General features: G+C 45.4%; 19 protein-coding genes. 13 read left to right on the top strand and 6 right to left on the bottom strand.

All coding sequences use genetic code 11. The features are described 5' to 3' along the window. Positions 1-130: 130 nt before the first annotated feature. Complete coding sequence (gene galE, locus Q4549_RS20925) at positions 131-1,150, bottom strand: UDP-glucose 4-epimerase GalE (RefSeq protein ID WP_303554374.1); 1,020 nt, start codon at positions 1,148-1,150, stop codon at positions 131-133. A 348-nt stretch (positions 1,151-1,498) separates the two neighbouring features. Between galE and Q4549_RS20920 the strand changes: the two genes are divergently transcribed. The 3 genes from Q4549_RS20920 to Q4549_RS20910 are packed head-to-tail and all read left to right on the top strand — an operon-like array spanning position 1,499 to position 4,478. Further along, positions 1,499-2,722, top strand: coding sequence for a hypothetical protein (locus tag Q4549_RS20920; RefSeq protein WP_303557271.1), 1,224 nt, complete (start codon positions 1,499-1,501; stop codon positions 2,720-2,722). After that, a complete protein-coding gene (locus tag Q4549_RS20915) occupies positions 2,719-3,741 on the top strand; it encodes a sensor histidine kinase (RefSeq protein ID WP_303554370.1) in 1,023 nt (340 codons plus the stop codon). Before Q4549_RS20920 ends, Q4549_RS20915 begins: the two co-directional genes overlap by 4 nt. Further along, entirely contained in the window at positions 3,729-4,478 is a 750-nt protein-coding gene (locus tag Q4549_RS20910) for a LytTR family DNA-binding domain-containing protein (RefSeq protein WP_303554369.1), read from the top strand. Before Q4549_RS20915 ends, Q4549_RS20910 begins: the two co-directional genes overlap by 13 nt. A 74-nt stretch (positions 4,479-4,552) precedes the next feature. Here the strand turns inward: Q4549_RS20910 and Q4549_RS20905 are convergent, their stop codons facing one another. Both Q4549_RS20905 and Q4549_RS20900 read right to left on the bottom strand, forming a co-directional pair. Continuing rightward, a complete protein-coding gene (locus Q4549_RS20905) occupies positions 4,553-6,256 on the bottom strand; it encodes a solute:sodium symporter family transporter (RefSeq protein ID WP_137672309.1) in 1,704 nt (567 codons plus the stop codon). A gap of 66 nt (positions 6,257-6,322) precedes the next feature. Beyond that, the gene (locus Q4549_RS20900) at positions 6,323-8,425 is read right to left on the bottom strand and encodes an alpha-galactosidase (RefSeq protein WP_303554368.1); all 2,103 of its coding nucleotides are present in this window, start codon (positions 8,423-8,425) and stop codon (positions 6,323-6,325) included. Positions 8,426-8,688: 263 nt separating this feature from the next. Here Q4549_RS20900 and Q4549_RS20895 point away from each other — a divergent pair, with 263 nt between their 5' ends. After that, entirely contained in the window at positions 8,689-9,750 is a 1,062-nt protein-coding gene (locus Q4549_RS20895; protein ID WP_303554366.1) for a LacI family DNA-binding transcriptional regulator, read from the top strand. Here Q4549_RS20895 and Q4549_RS20890 read toward each other — a convergent pair. Continuing rightward, complete coding sequence (locus tag Q4549_RS20890; RefSeq protein WP_235836160.1) at positions 9,747-10,067, bottom strand: hypothetical protein; 321 nt, start codon at positions 10,065-10,067, stop codon at positions 9,747-9,749. The two genes, Q4549_RS20895 and Q4549_RS20890, sit on opposite strands and share 4 nt — an antisense overlap. 213 nt (positions 10,068-10,280) lie before the next feature. On the opposite strand from Q4549_RS20890, the gene Q4549_RS20885 reads away from it, so the two are divergent. Continuing rightward, complete coding sequence (locus tag Q4549_RS20885; RefSeq protein ID WP_303513653.1) at positions 10,281-11,081, top strand: PEP-CTERM sorting domain-containing protein; 801 nt, start codon at positions 10,281-10,283, stop codon at positions 11,079-11,081. A gap of 372 nt (positions 11,082-11,453) precedes the next feature. Here the strand turns inward: Q4549_RS20885 and Q4549_RS20880 are convergent, their stop codons facing one another. Further along, positions 11,454-12,110 carry a cupin domain-containing protein gene (locus Q4549_RS20880; RefSeq protein WP_303554365.1) on the bottom strand — a complete coding sequence of 219 codons (657 nt, stop codon included), beginning with the start codon at positions 12,108-12,110 and terminating at the stop codon, positions 11,454-11,456. A 169-nt stretch (positions 12,111-12,279) separates the two neighbouring features. On the opposite strand from Q4549_RS20880, the gene Q4549_RS20875 reads away from it, so the two are divergent. Beyond that, a complete protein-coding gene (locus tag Q4549_RS20875) occupies positions 12,280-12,744 on the top strand; it encodes an OsmC family protein (protein ID WP_303554362.1) in 465 nt (154 codons plus the stop codon). Between the two features lie 72 nt (positions 12,745-12,816). Here Q4549_RS20875 and Q4549_RS20870 read toward each other — a convergent pair whose 3' ends face one another. Beyond that, entirely contained in the window at positions 12,817-13,302 is a 486-nt protein-coding gene (locus tag Q4549_RS20870) for a VOC family protein (protein WP_303554361.1), read from the bottom strand. Between the two features lie 346 nt (positions 13,303-13,648). On the opposite strand from Q4549_RS20870, the gene Q4549_RS20865 reads away from it, so the two are divergent. The 7 genes from Q4549_RS20865 (at position 13,649) to rpiA (ending at position 19,288) form a co-directional block, all read left to right on the top strand. After that, positions 13,649-14,278: a hypothetical protein gene (locus Q4549_RS20865; RefSeq protein WP_303554360.1), complete on the top strand. Its 630-nt coding sequence runs from the start codon at positions 13,649-13,651 to the stop codon at positions 14,276-14,278. A 9-nt stretch (positions 14,279-14,287) separates the two neighbouring features. Then, a complete protein-coding gene (locus Q4549_RS20860; protein ID WP_303554358.1) occupies positions 14,288-14,974 on the top strand; it encodes an ABC transporter ATP-binding protein in 687 nt (228 codons plus the stop codon). Then, positions 14,962-16,176 carry an FtsX-like permease family protein gene (locus Q4549_RS20855; protein ID WP_303554357.1) on the top strand — a complete coding sequence of 405 codons (1,215 nt, stop codon included), beginning with the start codon at positions 14,962-14,964 and terminating at the stop codon, positions 16,174-16,176. The genes Q4549_RS20860 and Q4549_RS20855 overlap by 13 nt, the downstream gene beginning before the upstream one ends. Then, positions 16,169-16,912, top strand: a complete 744-nt coding sequence (locus Q4549_RS20850; RefSeq protein WP_303554355.1) for an outer membrane lipoprotein-sorting protein — start codon at positions 16,169-16,171, stop codon at positions 16,910-16,912. The genes Q4549_RS20855 and Q4549_RS20850 overlap by 8 nt, the downstream gene beginning before the upstream one ends. Positions 16,913-17,071: 159 nt before the next feature. After that, entirely contained in the window at positions 17,072-17,794 is a 723-nt protein-coding gene (locus Q4549_RS20845) for a YebC/PmpR family DNA-binding transcriptional regulator (RefSeq protein WP_137672320.1), read from the top strand. A gap of 114 nt (positions 17,795-17,908) precedes the next feature. Then, positions 17,909-18,499, top strand: coding sequence for a 5-formyltetrahydrofolate cyclo-ligase (locus Q4549_RS20840; protein WP_303554353.1), 591 nt, complete (start codon positions 17,909-17,911; stop codon positions 18,497-18,499). A 135-nt stretch (positions 18,500-18,634) separates the two neighbouring features. Next, complete coding sequence (rpiA, locus tag Q4549_RS20835) at positions 18,635-19,288, top strand: ribose-5-phosphate isomerase RpiA (protein WP_303554351.1); 654 nt, start codon at positions 18,635-18,637, stop codon at positions 19,286-19,288. The last annotated feature ends 64 nt before the right edge of the window (positions 19,289-19,352 follow it).

Here is a 19,352-nt window from a genome sequence, read left to right as displayed (position 1 = left end):
CCAATATCCACTGTCCCGTTAAGGGGTTATAACGGCGATGCGGATGCTCGGTAGGGTCAAAGTCTGTGTTTAACATGGGGTCTAACTCCGTTCAAAGCGCCCTTTTGAGGCGCTCATTATTTCTAAAATTCTAGTTGTCGTAACCGTTAGGGTTATTGGATTGCCAATGCCACGTATCTGCCGTCATATCTTCAACACTGCGGCTAGCCTTCCAGCCCAGCTGTTGCTCGGCTTTGTCGGTAGCTGCCCAACATTCGGCAATATCACCGTTACGGCGCGGGCAAATTTCATAGGCAATATCTTTACCGCAAGCATTGCCAAAGGCCTTAAGCATTTCCAGAACAGAACTGCCTTTACCGGTGCCTAAGTTAAAGATGTGCAAACCTGCTTGCTCGCCCACTTTGGTTAACGCGGCTACGTGGCCATCGGCTAAGTCCATTACGTGGATATAGTCGCGAACACCAGTGCCATCAGGTGTTGGGTAATCATCACCAAATACTGATAGGCTTTCGCGACGCCCTACTGCCACTTGGGCAATAAACGGCATAAGGTTGTTAGGAATACCTTGCGGATCTTCACCCATAGTGCCGCTTGGATGGGCACCTACTGGGTTAAAGTAACGTAGCAAGGTGACGCTTAAGTCAGGTGCGGCTAATTGAATATCACGGTAGCACTCTTCCACCATGTATTTGCTGCGTCCGTAAGGATTGGTTACATCACCGGTAGGTGTGTTTTCATTAATAGGCATTTCGCTAGGTTCGCCATAAACGGTAGCAGATGAGCTAAATACAATGCTTTTCACGCCCGCTTTTCGCATTACGTCGATCAGCACTAAAGAACCATTTACGTTGTTATCATAATACTCAAACGGCTTTTGCACCGACTCGCCCACGGCTTTTAGGCCAGCAAAGTGAATCACCGAGTCAATTTTGTGCTCGTTAAATATCTTTTCTAGCACACTGCGGTCTCGCACGTCACCTTGATAAAAAACCGGTTGTTGATGAGTTAAGCTTTCAATACGCGCCAGCACTTCACTTTTACTGTTGCATAAATTATCCAGAATGATCGGAGTTAAACCGGCGTTAATCATTTGCACGCAAGTGTGGCTGCCAATGTATCCCATGCCACCAGTTACTAAGATCTTATTCATTTGCTCTCCTTATTGATTGAGCGCCTTACCCATACTTTATGGCCGCGTTATACGACCGTTCAGAACCAACTAACAGTATTTAATCACAAAAAGGGAAAACGTTTCCACAACTATTCATTGAAAAGTCAACGAATCCCACCATAAACTTGATCTTCTGCACAAATACACCCCACCACCAAGGGAAAACGTTTACCCTAAGGATCACGATATTAAACAAAAACGGTAAGAAAACCGTGTTAGTGCTGCTCTTTGGTGAATCAGGGTGATTATCCAACCCCCACAATTAACCGTTTATCTGAGTTAATCCCCCTTTATCGCATTTACCCTAAGCTTTGCCAGAAGCGCTTTATGCTAAGGCTAAAAGGAATTGACCTAGGACGCATTTTGCTTGGTATTCGAATATGTAGTTACTGCTTTGCTGCTTTGATAAGCCTTAGTGTCCATGCAGCTTGGCAGCAACAATGGCAGTTAGAATTAGACAGCGGCTATGCTCAAGCATCGGCTAGCCCGGTATTTGCCAGCCAAGACCAATGGCTTGCCGATGCCGCCTTACGCTGGTATCCACAATACCATAATCTGCAAGGGCAGCTGGTCGCGCTGAGTCAGAGCAAGCAAAAACAAGACAATCAACATGACTTGATTCTTGCTGAGTTATTTTGGAAAACAGAACTGGCCGAACGTGACTTACTCGTTGGCAAGCAACGGATCGACTTAGGGGTGAGTTATGGATTCCGCCCGCTAGACATGTTTTTACCCTACCGGCGCAACCCTGTCGCGATTCAAGTAGAAGAAGGCGTAGGCGTGTTTAGCCTAAGCCAGTTTAGTGGCAATGGAGAATACGCTCTGTTTTACACTGATTCTTATTTGGCGACAGATTCAGAAGGTTTACAACAACGCGGAGCAGGCTTGCGCTGGTATCAACTTAGCAATAATAGTGAATGGCAAACCCTTGCTTACTACGATAATCAACGGGCACTAAACTTAGGCGGCAGTTGGGTAAGCACCTTTGGTGATGCCTGGGAAGTGCACGCCGAGAGCCGTTACCAGCAACATTACCGGCGCATGGTAAGCCACTTAACACAAACCAACATTGGCCAAGTTGCTCCCATCTCTGAGCAAGAGTTTGATGATGGCATACAAGCGCTGCTGGGGATGACATGGGCAAACTTAGCCGGTGACAACCTAATAGTGGAATATTGGTTTGATAACCGCGCATTAAGCCAGCAGCAGTGGCAAAAGGTAGCCGATGTTAGCCGCTATTTAGCCCAACAGGATGGTGGTTTGAATCAACTACGCTATTCGCAGGGCGCTGTGTTTAACGGACAGAATATAATGCAACACAATGTGATGCTGCATTGGCATCGCGATATAGACGATTGGCAACCAGCCTTTGACTTAATGCTAGCGCCTGAAGATGGCGGCGTGATCGCCACAGCAAGGCTGGACTATGAATTTGTCCAAGGATGGACGCTTGGTGCAAGGCTGCGTTATCTTGGAGGTGCTGACAACGCCGTTTACCAATTATTACCAGAAAGTAGAGTTGGCTTAATAAAACTTGAGGGACGCTTTTGAAATCGAATTGCTATAAATCACTAGGGCGTTCGCTAGCCATATGTGCATTGTTTTCTATTCCCATAGCATACCTTACCAATGCAATTTGGGGCGGCCCATACTGGATGCACTTTATTATTGCTTTAGTATTTGGCTGCGTGGGCACCGTGGCTACCATGCTCATCGACTGGCTTTTCCCTAAACTAGATACCTTTTGGAGTTTTGTACTCAGCGCCCCTATCACCTTAAGCTTAGGCAGCGCCCACACTTGGTATTGGATCAGCCCTTATTACGACAATTTTAATTGGCCATTAATGTTAAAAGTTGTCTTGATTGGCCTGCTATTTTGCGCGGCAATTTACTACTACTTTTTTAGCCGAGAACAAAACCTTGAAATGTCCTCTGCCCTACAAACTGCCGAGTTAGAAAAGCTTAAAGCAGAGCAAGCACTTACCTACAGCCAGCTTCAGTTATTGCAAAGCCAAATAGAACCGCATTTCTTATTTAATACCTTAGCCAACTTAAAAGCCCTCATCGCAGTAGAACCCAAACAAGCTGAGGTGCTTTTAGATAAGTTTACCGAGCTACTCAGAGTCACCCTTAAAAAGAGCCGCCAAGAAAGCATTCGCTTAGAAGATGAAGTAGCAGGAATTAGCGCTTATTTGGCGATTCAGCAAATTCGCTTAGGCGAGCGCCTGCAGTTTAATATTGAATTAGACAGCCCTAATCTCACGCAACAACAAATCCCCCCCATGTTGTTACAACCACTGGTAGAAAATGCAGTATTTCATGGTATTGAACCCAAACCCGAAGGCGGCGATGTGAGTGTTCACATCGCGATGCAAGACCAGCGCTGGAAGATAGCAATTAGTGATACTGGCATCGGTTTTCAGCCATCACCGAAGCAAGGTAATGGTATGGCATTGGCCAATATTCAGCAGCGCTTAGCCAGCCTTTACCCTAATCAGGCAAGTTTGAGCATAAGCCCACAAGCAAGCGGTGGCACCTTGGCTACCTTGGAGTTTCCATGCGAGCAATAATTGTTGATGACGAACCGCTATTGCGCTTTCACCTAGACAAAATGTTAGCTGAATGCTGGCCAGAACTAGACATTGTAGATAAAGCCGGTGATGGACCAAGTGCACTTACCGCCGTAGAACAGCTTGGCGCCGACATTGTGTTTTTAGACATTCGCATGCCCGGCATGACAGGTATCGAAGTCGCCCAAAAGCTTAATCAACTTGAGCAACCTCCACACATTGTATTTACCACCGCATTTGATGAATACGCCGTACAAGCCTTTGAGCAGCAAGCCATTGATTACTTGCTAAAACCGCTTGATGAACAGCGTTTATTACAAACTTGCCAACGAATTCAGCAGCGCCAAGCTAGCCCACAAACCAAACCAGATTATGACTTACAAGCCCTAGTGACAGCACTGGACGACAAGCCGCAATATCTGCAGTGGATTAAAGCCAGTAAAGGCGAATCGCTAGAGTTAGTGGCCATAGATAGCGTATTGGCTTTTGTTGCCGAAGATAAATACACCACGGTGCGCAGCCAGCAAGGCGATTATGTTATTCGAACTCCGCTAAAAGAGTTGCTGGGACAAATTCAGCCAGGACATTTTTGGCAAATTCATCGCTCCACCTTAGTCAAAGTGAATAGCATTAAGCGCGTTAACAAGAACATGTTAGGCAAGCTAACGGTAGAGTTAGTGGATGGCAGCCAATACCCCGTTAGCCGCAGCGCCAATCATTTGTTTAAAGCAATGTAGCCCAGACTTATTAGCGCCTCTAAAACAAAAAAGCCCAGCTAATTAGCTGGGCAAATAACACAACGAACTAGGAATTAACCTGCTTCAACCTCTGGTTGCAGTTGCTTGCGTTTCATATGTCTAAAGAAGATCCCCACTAACATAATCAAGCCACAGAAACCGTAGGTTTGCATAATCGTTGGATCGTCTGACATTAGGCCCACGTCAGAGAACATAATGAAGGCACCTAGCACCATATAAAGCACCACGGCTGAGGCTTCAAAGCGGAATTCCCACGGCGTAACGTCCATGCTTTCATTAATTGGCATCACATAGGCCTGCTCACGCGGTTTAATAGCGCCAATAACAAACATTAAGATGGTACACACCACAAACAAAATCGCTAATTGGTGTAAGAAGTGTAGCGGCGTTTCGAATACCAACTGCATCGCTGCGTAAGAAGATACAAACACAACTAACGACACTTTAGCGGCAATAGCGGGTACCCGTTTTGAAATGTAACCTACAAATACAATGGTAAAAATTGGCACACTAAAGAAGCCGGCAACCATTTGTAAGTATTGGAATAGACCTTCTGGCGCAAACATAATAAACGGGGCAATACATACTGCAATAATGGCAATCAATACCCCAAAGATTCGGCCTTTAGCTACCAGTTCTTGGTCTGATTTACCCTCGCCAAATAATGGCTTGTAAACGTTAAGCGCGAACAAGGTTGTTGAGCTGTTCAGTACGCCGTTAAAGGTACTAAGAATGGCACCAAACATTACCGCGACAAAAAAGCCCACTAATGGTTTTGGCAGTACTTCATTCACTAATCGGGTGTACATCGTGTCTGGGTTGCCTGCGTCGGCGCCAAACATATGAAATGCAATAATGCCTGGAATAATCAAAAACAGTGGCGAGATAACCTTAATGGCACCGGCTAAAATCACCCCTTTCTGGCCTTCTTTAAGGTTTTTAGCGCCTAAAGCGCGCTGGATAATCGATTGATCGGTTCCCCAGTAATATAGGTTTACTAATAGCAAACCGGTAAACAGCGTTGAGAACGGCAGTGGGTCACTGGATGTACCTACCGATTGTAACTTCTCTGGCGCAACAGTAATGATTTGGTGTAAACCGTCACCAAAGCTGCCGCCACCTAGCACCATTAAACCAAACACTGGGATCATTAAACCACCAATGATCAAACCAACACCATTGATCGTATCGGCTATCACCACAGCTTTTAAACCACCATAGATGGCGTAGAAAAAGCCGAGAATACCAATAGTGGCAGAGATAATCGCAATCGCAGCAAACTCAGAGACACCCAGTAAGGTTTGAATATCGAAGATTTCACCCAGTACCACTGCACCTGCGTACAAAGTGGTAGGCAAAATGTTAATCACGTATTGGCACAAGAACAGCAAGGTAACGAACTTCTTCACCGATAAGTCATAACGGCTTTCTAAGAAGTCTGGAATGGTAGTAATACCTTGCTTTAAATAACGCGGCACTAATAACAGCGCAATAATCACTAAGGTAACGCCCGACGCCACTTCCCAGCCCATTACACTCATATTGTGAGTGTAAGCTTGGGCACTCATGCCCACAAAACTGGTGGCACTAAGGTTGGTTAAAATCAGCGAGCTAGCAATTAAGCCGCCGGTTAAACTACGGCCACCGAGAAAGTAGCCATCTTGTGAATCGTGCTTGTTTTTCTTCACTTTGTTGTAGGTAAACACCCCAACAAAGCCAGTAAACAGCAAGAACGATAAGAACACTGTTATAGACATAGTTAATCCTTCATAAAGTTGGCGAGTGGCGGTCACTGGCCACTCGGTGAATACAAAAATTGTTGGTTAAATGCGTTTTAGGTGCACCATTAGTGCTGACTCTGGATCGAGAATCGGTAAGGTAAGGCCAATTTCTCGTAGGTTGTCGCCGCTCAAGGTGAGGGTTTTATCAAGCCAACTTGGGCGCTGCTTCATCAGTTGAAAACTGGTTTCTGGCATCTCTACTAACTTCACTTGGTAGTGCGCATTTTCGTCTACACAGCTCACTCGCAAAGGAGCTGGCAAGGCGTAATCGGGCATGGCTAATTGGCAAACAGTAATCAACATTTCGTCGTCACTTTGCACCCCATTGATATGCTGGCGATGGTCTGAAGCGTTTAAACGGAAACTACGGCCAGTGTGTAACAGCTGGCGATATTTCTTATGCAAGGCAATGTAATGAGCAAATGCTTGTTTCTCTTGCGGGTCGACTTTTACAGGATCTAGCTCTACGCCCATATGGCCGCTAAGTGCGGTCATGCCACGCATATTGATATGGTGACAACGGCGAGTAGTGTGGCTTTCTCCAGGGCCAATATGTGCGCCCATTACCTCTGGTGGGAAGAAATAGCTCATACCACGCTGAATAGTTTGGCGCTCTAAGGCATCGTTACAGTCAGAGGCCCAAAAACGGTGAGTACGTTTAAGAATTTCAAAATCGATTCGACCACCGCCCGACGAACAAGACTCAATTTCAACTTTAGGGTGTGCAGCAAGTAGTTTGTCGAGTAAGGCATATAAGGCTTTGGTTTGGCCGTTTACTGCTGGGCGACCAATATGGCCAGGCTGCACCAATTCTCGGTTCATATCCCACTTAAGGTAGGCAATATTGTAACGCGTCAGCAATTCACTTAAGCGCTCAAATAAGTACTTAAAGCAGTCTTGGTTTTGTAGATCCAATACATACTGCCATCGACCTGAAGGCTGGTGATAACCCTTAAGCTCCAATACCCACTCTGGGTGCTCACGGAACAAAATGGAATCTTTGCTGATCATCTCTGGCTCGACCCACAAACCAAACTCCATGTCCTGTTGGTTCACGTGTTCAATAACCGGCTCTAGGCCATTAGGATATTTTTTCTCATCGAGGTACCAATCGCCTAAAGCACTACGCTCACCATCGCGGCCAATAAACCAGCCATCATCAATGATGAAGCGCTCTACGCCCATCTCGGCGGCTTCGCTAGCCATTTTCATAATGTATTCAGGATCATGTTCAAAGTAGATCCCTTCCCATGTATTAAGGTGCACCGGACGAGGTTTGTTCTCTGGGAAATGAATAATGTTGGCGCGAACATAACGGTGGAAGCGATCTGAAATGCCATTTAAACCGGTATTGCTGCAACAAGCATATAACCACGGCGTACTGTAGCTTTGCATATAATCTAGGCGTACTTCACCAGCTAATAGCAGTTCACCGGCTTGAACAAACCGGCGGCCGTCACTTTTTACATCGGCGCGTAATTGGTGGTTACCGCTCCAGCCTAGGTGGAAACCCCACACTTGGCCATTTTGTTGGTCAAAGTTGTTACTGCCTGCAAATAGCCCTGGAAAGTTTTCATGCGATGTACGACCGCGACGATTCTCCTGCATAAACCCACCGTGAGAGAATGCTTGGCGATGGGTTTGAAATTCTCGGCTCCAGCGGCCATGAAAAGTCATTAGTTCATTAGCATGATGTGGCAACGGCAAGGTAGCAGACAACTTAGTGAGGTAGTATTTGGTATGAACCAAGTTGGTCACAGTAATACGCTTTTTCACCACATCACTGTCGTAATCTAATTCAATCTCAATACTTAGCTCTAGGTTAGCGACCTCATCGCGTAGGGTGAACACCGCGCAACCATCACTGGCGTAATGATTGGTGGTGGTAAACACCGGCGCCCAATCAAATCCATTGCGGTGTCCTTCAATACCCGGTGCATTAAAATGACCACTACCCAGCTCAGGACATAGCGTTAAGGGTACATCTACGTCTAAACGTGCTTGTGAAATCGGCCGCTCAGTAGACAGCAGTAAATCTTCATCAATTTGTTCAATCTTGTTTCCCCAATGCAAAATTTCGGGAACACGTTCAACTTTAATAATCAGGCTGCAATTTTTGCTACAAAGGTGAATAATCTGGCTCATCGCTATATCCATGTGTTTGCGTAAACATTGAGCGCAATATGCGCTTTTATTGCTTAATAAACTAACAAGCCGGTTTTAATGCGTGACACAGATCAAAAGGGAAAACGTTTACTTGTGACAAGGATCAAATAATGTTTACGAAAACACATAGGTGATAGGAAGCCTTATTCGCAGTTTAGGTGCATCGATAAGATTTCCTTATATCGCAGTGTTACACTTTGCCACTATTAGCAACTAGGTCGGAAGAAGTAAGGGATTTACAGGTGAACGTGACATTCAAACAAGTGGCAGAATTAGCCGGCGTATCTACGCAAACCGTGTCACGAGTCACCAATGGCGCAAGCAATGTTGCCCAAGATACCCGTGACAAAGTGAATGCGGCCATTGAACAGCTAGGTTATGTGCCCAACAAAGGGGCTCAGCTGTTAAGTGGTGCTAAATCAATGGTAATTGGGCTAATTACTTTGGACGTGTCGTTACACGGTATTTCGATTATTGCTAACAACATCCGTAAACAAGCCAAATTGCGCGACTACGGTATTGCATTGTCGGTGGTAGACGAACACGCCTTTGACAAAATTGTAGAGGCCACTCGCGAACTAAAATCACAACGCATTGAGTACATTATTGTCAATCTGCCGCTTACCAAAGTGGAAGCCGAGCAACTTGTAATGTTATTTGCCGACTTACATTTTGTATTTATTGATGTGCCCTACGATAGTCAGGTAAACCTAGTTAGCGCCGCTCATCAGCAGGGTGCAGCCGATGCCGCCAGTGTAATGTTAAAACAGCAGCGCAATCGCTTATTGCTGATTACGGGTCCCGGAGACTCCAGTGCTTCACAGTTGCGTTTGCAGGGTTGGTTAGAACAAATCCACCAGCACCAAGCTACCGTAGTAGCTCAGTTGGAAGGGAACTGGCTAGCCAGCAGTGGTTACCAACTAACCCGAGAGGCTTTAGCTAATGGCGCAAACATAAACGGAGTACTGGTAGCCAGTGACCAAATGGCGTTAGGAGTGTTGCGCGCCTTACACGAACAAGGCTTAAACGTGCCTCAACAAGTGGCGGTAATAGGCTTTGATGACAGTGCCGACAGCGCCTATTTTTACCCGCCGCTAAGCACCATTAAGCAAGATTTTGCTCAAATATCGGAGCAGGCCGTTGCCATGTTGTTTAGTGATGAAAGCAGCCCTCGGCCAATTAAGGCATCCATTGCGACTCAAGTTGTTGAACGGCAAAGTACTCAAGTGTTCACAGAAAGCAGCTACCAAAAATCAAATATTGAGCAATTACTTCAGCAAATTAAAAATGCCCTACCCGACTAGCTAAAAGCGGGTGCTAACAGCCTTACTTTTACGCTTTGCTCTTCGATAAGACTAAACACAGTGGGCCGAATGTTGTCTATCCACCACTGATCATAAAGATTTTCATAAATCTCTTGGCGGCTCACTTCATCGTCAAATTCACGCAGCCAAACAAACCACTCTCGGTTTTCCTCATCTCGATATAAGTAGCTGTTAAGTAACTTAACCCCCTTGCTGATCTGGTAAGGCAGAATCTCTTGATTCATCAACGCCAACCATTGCTCAGTTTTACCCGCTTGTATTCGATACTCGCGTAACTCTATTACTGCCATATTCATTGTCTCTATTTAACTAAGCTATTGATATTAAAAGCATGTCAGCTTCTTTTACAAATGCAACCATTTGATATGTAAAAGAAAAGTTAAATACCATACTAATCATAAGGTTATAAACATCGGACCAGTTATTGCTTATAGATAATTGAATCAATATATTTGCTGATTTAGCAAAAATCAATTAATACCAATAACTTACCAATGGAATGTATAAAAATGAAATATTTCCCCTCTCTTTGTTCCGCATTACTATTAGCTGCTTCGAGTGGAGCAAGCGCGGTACCGTTTTACTTAGATTTGGGCGGTAATACCACGGCCACCGCAGACTACCTTACAACCAATGTTCAGGCTCAATCTACCTTACAAAATGGCAGTTGTTCAGCGGGTGTATGTGGGCCAAACGCTAACTCTACCTTTACCGAAGAAGGTCATGGCAGCGCTACAGGCATATTCAGAAACCCAAATACGCCATTGTATTCAGCTGGGTTAGGTAACAACTGGGCGATGTCATTTGACTACAACGATTTGGGTGGCAACTTCAATAACGATGGCAAAGTATTTTTTGATGCTGGCGGCCACATCAATGTTAGCTACAGCGAAATTTTAGGTTTTGACCAAGTCAGTGGCGAAGTAGTCTACGGCGACAGCATTAAAGTAGCTCAACTAGTGGTTGATTCTGGTACCGCGGTTATGGGTGACGTTGCACTTAAAGGATCTTTAGATTACAGCTGGTACGATCAAGCCGTTGATGATGCCTTGGCTGAAGGGTTCTTTGGCACCGATTACGGCTCGCTATACGAGCTTTGGTTGAATGACGACAATCTAGTATGGCAGCTTAACTTTAACATTACCGATAATACGTCTAATCCTTACCTAGGTGACGAAAACAGTGCTGTTAGAAGTAGCTCACTAAACGGTAAGTTCGCCATTGTATCAGTACCAGAACCAGGCACTATCGCACTATTTGGTTTTGGCTTAATCGCTTTAGGTTTACGACGTCAACACAGCAAATCCTAATCCTTTAGGCGTTGTTTACTTGCAGGTGCCACTATTTGTCCCTTTGGCATCTGCATTTTTTACTAAAACACCCACTCCCTCACGTTTAAGCCAAGCGCAATCTTCAAGAATCTTTACCTTTACAGCGAGTTACCCCCTAATCCGATAAACTGAATGACAATACGCTGAACAGGTACGTTGTTTAATTTTCAGTCCTTCTTGGTTTGTTTTGCAAGCAGCATCAAAAATTGTAATACAATATTAATATAAAGTATTGCTCATTAAGCTACTGCAATGTTGCTAACACTTAAACGTTCAACATTGCACAAGGCAAAAAGTTTGTAAGGGCGGTGCCCGCCCGACTCTCCTCATTAGGGCACCGCTTTTACACCTTCAGTACTCAACGGGCAAATGGCCAGTTTTCACCAAAATAATGGTGTCCTGTTCAACAAAAGGGTGGTGTTTGCTCATGTGCGGGCTACGCAGCCAAGTATGTTTAGGGTAGTCTCCATGCTCGTCTTTAAATTCACCTGACAACACCATTATTTCTTCACCACCAAAATGACTATGGGGTTGAAAAACTTCTCCGGCAGGCCATTTCACTAAGGCAACATGTTCATGTTCAAAGGCATGCAAGGGCATTACCTGTAAGCCTCCTATCCCCGGTAACCAAGCGGTACTTCTGGTATCTACCCTCACCTCTTCAAGGTCGTTGGCATTGAACTGATTGAGCTTTACAAAAATCACACAGCCTTGCTTACTAAACGGGCTATGTTTACTGCCTGGTGGATTACGGATATAAGTACCCGCAAGGTAGTCACCCTGTTCATCAGAAAACACCCCCTCTAGCACAAATATTTCTTCGCCCATTGGGTGCGGATGTTCCGGAAAATACGAATCAGCGTGATACTGCACAACACTCGTCACGTGGCCTGATTCTTTCGCTTCACGCTCAAGCGGTTTACGCAGTACGCCTGCCGATGGGCTGGTTAGCCAATCCATTTGCTCGGTATTAATTGCCAAGGCTTGGCTAAAATCCATATTCAACATTACCGTTCCTCTTTTACAGCTGTATCTAATAGAGTCGACTTGTTAGCAACAAATTTCAAGCTCAGCCAAGATGACATTGACAGCACGCACCGCAATGCATTGACACGGCACTCACCGAGCAGCATGCTAACGCTTAAATAGCTGAAGTGAATGAATACAAGGAAGTGAGATGTCTAAGTATTGCGCCACCATTGAATGGCAACGCCAAGAGCATGAGAACTGCACCGATAACCAGTACAGCCGCGGTCATTTATGGCATTTTGATGGCGGCCAAAGTGTGCCCGCTTCTTCTTCGCCGCATGTGGTTCCGCTCCCTCATTCAGTAGAGGCGAACGTAGATCCCGAAGAAGCCTTTGTCGCGTCTTTATCTAGCTGCCACATGCTTTTTTTCTTGTCGATTGCCGCTAAAAACCGCTTAGTGGTAAATAGCTATGTAGACCAAGCGGTAGGCATAATGGCAATGAATGAACACGGAAAAATGGCTATGACCGAGGTAATACTTAACCCTAAGGTAAGCTTTGCAGATAAAGAGCTTAGCCTCACAAAGCTGGAAAAGATGCACCATCAAGCTCATCAGCAGTGTTTTATTGCTAATTCCGTTACCACCAAAATAACCACTCATATCGTGGCGTAATGCTAAAGCACTTATGGCTAAAGTAGATCGAAAAAGGGTTGGCCTATAGCCAACCCTTTCTTTTGCTCTCTATTATTCGTACTCAGAAGAATAGGTTTCTTCGTAGCTATGAGAGTAAAGCTCAAACAAGGTGCCAAACGGGTCTTCTAGGTACACCATTTTAGCTTGCTTGCTGTCATCTTCTGGGTGATAACGCATGATGTCCATTCTCACTTTACCGCCATACTGCTCGGTCTTTTTAATCACGCCTTCAAAGTCATCGGTTTCAAGGCTAAAGTGAAATAGTCCGATGCGAGAAAAATCTACATCGTGGCGCTTTTCACGATCTTTCATTTCAAACAGTTCAAAACCAACACCGTCGCTGGTAACTAGGTGTGCAATATTAAAACCTTTAAACCCTTCACCAAATACTGCAATACACATACGGCCAATCGCCGTTTCATGTTCTTCCACGACTTCGCTTTTACCCATTACTACCTTAAGGCCTAGTACTTTGGTGTAAAATTCAACGGCTTTATCCATATCGGCAACCATGATACCTACATGACTCATTTTCATAATTTGCTCCACAATCTGTTGTTAATTCGTGACTTGTTTTGATGGGATGAGTATATGGAACAACGCCAATCACAGGAAATTATAAAAACTTATAAAAATGATAACAATTTATTATGAATTGGCAGTACGGATAATCATGAGGCTCACAGCCGCTAGGTGCGATACCAAAACCTAGCGAGTAGCTAAAGCCTGATGGCTGTGTTTGTTGAAGCAAGCAAAGTTTGATTTCACTTATCAGCAAACCAATCCCTTGGTCAGATTATGTCACCATTCATCGCATCGAGATGTTTAAACCAAGCGCTAATCGTAACCTTAGTCAGCAACCTCACACTGACAAGGAATGATCATGAAGACGCTAACTCTCGCCAGCCTATTACTCGTTTGCAGTTACTCAGCCACCGCCAGTATTAACGACCAGCAACTCGCCTCGTACTACCAGGCAGCGCAAGGTGACTATTCACAACTTGACCAACTGTATAAAGAGTTGCAGAAAGCTCACCAGCAACAACCCACAGACCCTTGGACATTATTTTACCTAGGCGGCACCGAAACTTTTAAGGGAGATGATGCCTGGCTACCGTGGACAAAAATGAGTTACACCGAAGATGGTTTGGCTCGAATAGACAAAGCCTTAAACATGATTACCGAGCAGCAATGGCAACAACAATATCGCTACTTGCCTCAGGCCATTTATATGCAAGCAACTGCTGCGGTCACATTCACCAAAGTACCCGACTTTTTTAACTACCAACAACAAGGCATGAGCTTGTTTAAACAAGTGCTAAACGATAGCCGTTTTTTGCAATCTCCGGCGCAAGCCACCAGCTGGGTATTTAGCTACGCCATTGAAGCAGCATTAGATGCCGAGCAGCCAGAACTTGCCGAGCAATGGTTTAGCCAGCTAAAACAACGTGGCTTAAACGACGAGTTTGGTAAAAATGCTGAACAGTTAATGACGCAACACGCCAAGGGTTAGGGATCAGTTATGTTGCAATTTAAGCAGGTATCTAAGTACTACCAAACTGGGCAAATACAACAGCAAGCACTAAAGCACATCAGCGAGCAAATTCAAACGGGCGAGATGATTGGTTTGTGTGGGCCTTCTGGTTCCGGTAAAAGCACGCTGCTAAATATTTGTGGCTTGCTCGACCTAAGCTATCAAGGAGAACTGTATTTTGATGGTCACAAGTTAGATAACGACCCACAACACTGCATGATACTGCGTAGACAACAGTTGGGATTTGTCTTTCAGCGTTTCAATTTGGTGCCGGTTATGAGCGCCTTCGAGAACGTTGAATACCCGCTCATGCTAAACAAGGTAGCCACCAGCGAACGCAAACAACGAGTGATGCAAATATTGGATGCCGTGGGCATGGCCGAGTTTGCACACTCAAAACCTGATCGCCTATCTGGCGGCCAGCAACAGCGTATTGCAGTGGCTCGCGCTTTGGTACACAAGCCTCGCTTGGTCATCGCCGATGAACCCACCGCCAGCCTAGATAGCCATACCGCCCATCGGGTAGTAGAGCTAATGAAAGACATTGGTAAAAGCCACCAAACTACCTTTGTGATTGCTACTCACGATAGCCGGATGAGCGAACATTGCAGCCGGCTGATTCAACTGCAAGACGGACAAATACTGACTAAGGAGGCTGCCGCATGCGTCGCTTAAAACATGCTTTACTCAACGTGCAACGTAATCGCCGCCGCAGCGTGATGTCGGTGTTAATTATCGCCATTGCGGTACTCGCTTTAGTCAGTGCCGGGGGCTTTGGATTATTCACCTATCAATCGCTAGCTGAGGCCGCAGCCAGAGATACCGGCCACTTAACCCTATCCAGCCAGCAATACTTTACAGAGCAAGAAGACTTCCCGCTGCAATACGGCTTAGCTGACTGGCAACAGCAACGCCAAGCGTTATTGGCGATCAATGGCATAAAAGCCGTGCAACCGAGAATAGAGTTTAGTGGGCTGATCAGTAACGGCGATAAGTCAGCGATATTCATTGGCCAAGGTGTTCTCGCCAGCGAGTTCACTCAAAAAGGGCCATTTTTAGATGTAAAAGCAGGCCAACTGCTCAGCCCAGAAGAACGCCAAGAGCAACCACAAGTTTTATTAGGCGAAGAGCTCGCTCGTAACATGAAAGCCAAACCGGGCGATTGGATTACATTATTAAGCACCACCACCGAAGGCGCGCTAAATGCTTACGACTTCATGGTGCAAGGTATTGTTTCTACAGGCGTACCAGAAATGGACAAACGCTTGGTATATGTATCATTAGATTTTAGCCAAGCCTTATTAGCCACCAATAAAGTGAGCTTGATGTCGGTATTTGCCTTCGCCAATCAAGACATAGAACAATTAAAACAACAGGTTGAGCAGCAACAAGCTAGCTTGTTAGTCACCCCTTGGTGGAAACAAGCTTTCTTCTACGAAGCCGTGAAAGGTTTGTATAACCGCATTTTTGGTGTAATGGGCATCATCATGGCTTTAGTGGTATTTGTATCGCTATTCAATACCTTAAGCATGTCGGTGACCGAACGCACTCGAGAAATTGGCACTTTGTCGGCGCTAGGCACTGCTAACTCAGAACAACTAATAGGTTTTGTATTAGAAGCGGTTGTACTGGCGGTTATCGGCAGCTTAATAGGTCTGCTTTTAAGTGGGTCGGTATCGCTATTTCTATTGTTCGCCGATATTCAAATGCCACCGCCACCCGGGCGCAGCGTAGGTTACCCCTTGCATATTACTTTCTCTTTGTTTCTTGCTGCTATCGTCTCTTTCGGCGTGGTGTGTATTTGTGCGCTAGCCTCGGCTATTGCCGCGAACAAAGGTCTAAAGAAACCCATCACCGAGGCACTTATTTATGTTTAGTCTCTTTAAGTTGTGGCTGCTCGGCAGCTTATTTTCAATCGGCTTTGCTCAGGCCAATGATGAGGTCACGCTGCGCTTACTGGAAGCCGATAGTTATCGGCTGCAAAGCAGCTCGGCAAAAATAGTCACTCAAGTCAGCCAGTTTGAAAAGCAAACCCTAAAAAAGAAACACTATTACAACGTGTATATTCGCCCAGAACGGGAGTCTTTAGTGGTGTTTAAGGCCCAGTCGGAGCTGGGCCAAAAAATGTTGATGTTAGGTGATAACTATTGGTTATTGATGCCAAACAGCCGCCGACCTATTCGCATTACACCAATGCAAAAGCTGCTTGGCGAAGCCTCGGTAGGTGATGTGTCTACCTTAACTTGGAGTGAGGATTACCAAGGTGAACTGGGCGAAACCACACAAATAGAGGGTGTGAAGGCGATTCACTTAAAACTGGAGGCGAAAACCAGTGGCGCGAGTTATCAAAAAATTGATTTATGGCTCGCCCAAGAAAGCAATTTTCCACTGCAAGCCGATTTATATTTAAAGTCAGGAAAACTCGCCAAGCAAGCCTACTTTGAGCAAGGCCAACGGCAGGGCCGCGCCGTAGTAAAAACCATGACCTTGGTGGATAGTATTCAAACCAGTAAAAGCACGGTGATTAACTATCAGTCGGTGGAACCCCACAGCTTAGCCGACAAATATTATAACCCGGCATATTTGAGTAAACAGTCACTAGAGCAGCTCTAAACACCAATAAATCGTGAGGTGGTAACAGTTAAATGCCTCACGATTTAGCAACTTTAGCCTTATTCTTTGCTCTGAAACCGCGCCAGCCCTTGTTCCTTGCGTTTCAGCTGGTAAAATCCTCCTCAGAATTTTTAAGCATCGATAAAAAAGAGCATCCCAATGGGCAGAAGTTTTGAAGTACGTAAGGCCTCTATGGCCAAAACCGCTGGTGCAAAAACCAAGGTTTATTCTAAATACAGTAAAGAAATTTATGTTATCGCCAAAAACGGCGGTGCCGACATTGAAGCCAACCTACAGCTACGCAGCGTAGTAGACCGCGCCAAAAAAGATCAGGTGCCTAGCCACGTGATCGACAAAGCCATTGATAAAGCCAAAGGCGGCGCAGGCGAAGACTACGTGCCAGCCGTTTACGAAGGTTATGGCCCAGGCGGCTGTATGGTGATAGTGGAGTGTTTAACCGACAACAACAGCCGTACCTTTACCGACGTTCGCCAAGCCTTTGTAAAAACCAAATCTAAAATTGGTAACCAAGGCAGTGTGGCTCATATGTTTGACCACCAATCAATTTTTGCATTTAAAGGTGACGACGAAGACGCCATTCTAGAAATTCTATTAATGGACGACGTAGAAGTGACTGACGTTGAGAGTGAAGACGGCATGATTACCGTATTTGCCCCGCACACTGAGTATTTCAAGGTGAAAACCTCGCTGACTCAGGCAATGCCAGAGCTAGAATTTGAAATGGAAGAAATTAGCTTTATTCCGCAAAACTACACCACAGTAAGCGGCGACGACGTAGCCATGTTTGAAAAATTTCAAGCCATGTTAGATGACTGCGACGACGTTCAAAATGTTTACCATAACGTAGAGTTAGCAGACTAGTTAGTTTACCTCTAGTGACTTCAACCAAGCCTGTACCTCAGGCTTGGTGGCCATTCGGCCTTGCTTGATTAACCATCTCCATGCACACTGATTGTTCTACTTAACCATCTCGTTATGTTTATGACTCCGCCATATACTCGCCAGCAATTACGCCAACAAGTTCGCCAACAGCGCAGCGCGTTAAGTCACTCTCAACAGCAAGAAGCCAGCCAAGCGATTCTCGACTTACTGCAACACGATCCTAACATCGCCAATATGCAACACATTGCCTTGTATTTAGCCTTTGATGGCGAAATAAATCTCACAGGATTAATAGAATGGCTGTGGCAACAAAACAAACACGTTTATGTGCCACTTATCGACCCACATCAAGAGGGCCAAATGTGCTTTCATCGCTATCAAGCCACCAGCCCAATGCAAACCAATCGCTTTGACATTAGTGAGCCTGTGTTTGATAAAAGCCAAGTAACAACCAGCCAACAGCTCGACGTAGTGCTAGCGCCATTGGTCGCCTTTGATTCTCAAGGTAATCGCCTAGGCATGGGCGGAGGTTATTACGATCGTTTATTGGCCACAATAAACGGCGAGCAACCTTTGGTAATTGGCATGGCACATGATTGCCAGCAAATTAACCAAGTGCCCGTTCAAGCCTGGGATCAGCCTTTAAAACAAATTATTACCCCTAGCAAGCACTGGCGTTGGTAAGCTAATAATTTGTCACATTGCTTTACTAAAAAACCAGCAATCTCAATTGGCGTTAATTGCAACGCTTGGTTATAATCCGCGCCAAATTAGCCAGCTTATTGGCACCCCACTCTTCACTTTGCTCGGAGCACTGTAATGACACAAGATGAAATGAAAAAAGCCGCTGGCTGGGCCGCATTGGAATATGTTCAAGAAGACACCATTGTAGGCGTAGGCACGGGCTCTACCGTAAACCATTTCATTGACGCCTTAGCGACCATGAAAGACCGTATCCAAGGCGCTGTATCTAGCTCTGAAGCATCAACCGAAAAGCTACTAGGCTACGGCATTGAAGTGTTTGATTTAAATAGCGTTAGCGAACTATCGGTATATGTAGACGGCGCAGATGAAATTAACGAACATAACCACATGATTAAAGGCGGTGGCGCAGCGCTAACTCGCGAGAAAATCATTGCAGCGGTTGCCGACCAATTCATTTGTATTGTAGACAATACTAAAGAAGTGCCTATTTTAGGTGAGTTTCCGTTACCCGTAGAAGTGATTCCAATGGCTCGTAGCTATGTTGCTCGCCAATTAGTGAAATTAGGCGGTGACCCGGTTTACCGTGAAGGTGTAACCACCGACAACGGCAACGTGATTTTAGATGTGTACAACATGAAAATCATCGACCCAGTGCAAATGGAAAAAGATATTAACGCCATAGTGGGCGTAGTCACCAATGGCTTGTTTGCTGATCGCGGTGCAAACCAAGTGATAATTGGCACCCCAGAAGGGGCCAAAAAACGCTAAACCAGCAAGCCATTGAGAAAAAAGAGCGCAGCAAGCGCTCTTTTTTTTGTGAAATATTCCAACA

It is taken from the genome of Agarivorans sp. 2_MG-2023, from assembly GCF_030548085.1.
In the GTDB taxonomy this organism is placed as follows: Bacteria; Pseudomonadota; Gammaproteobacteria; order Enterobacterales; family Celerinatantimonadaceae; genus Agarivorans.
This window is presented reverse-complemented; position numbering and strand designations above follow the sequence as displayed.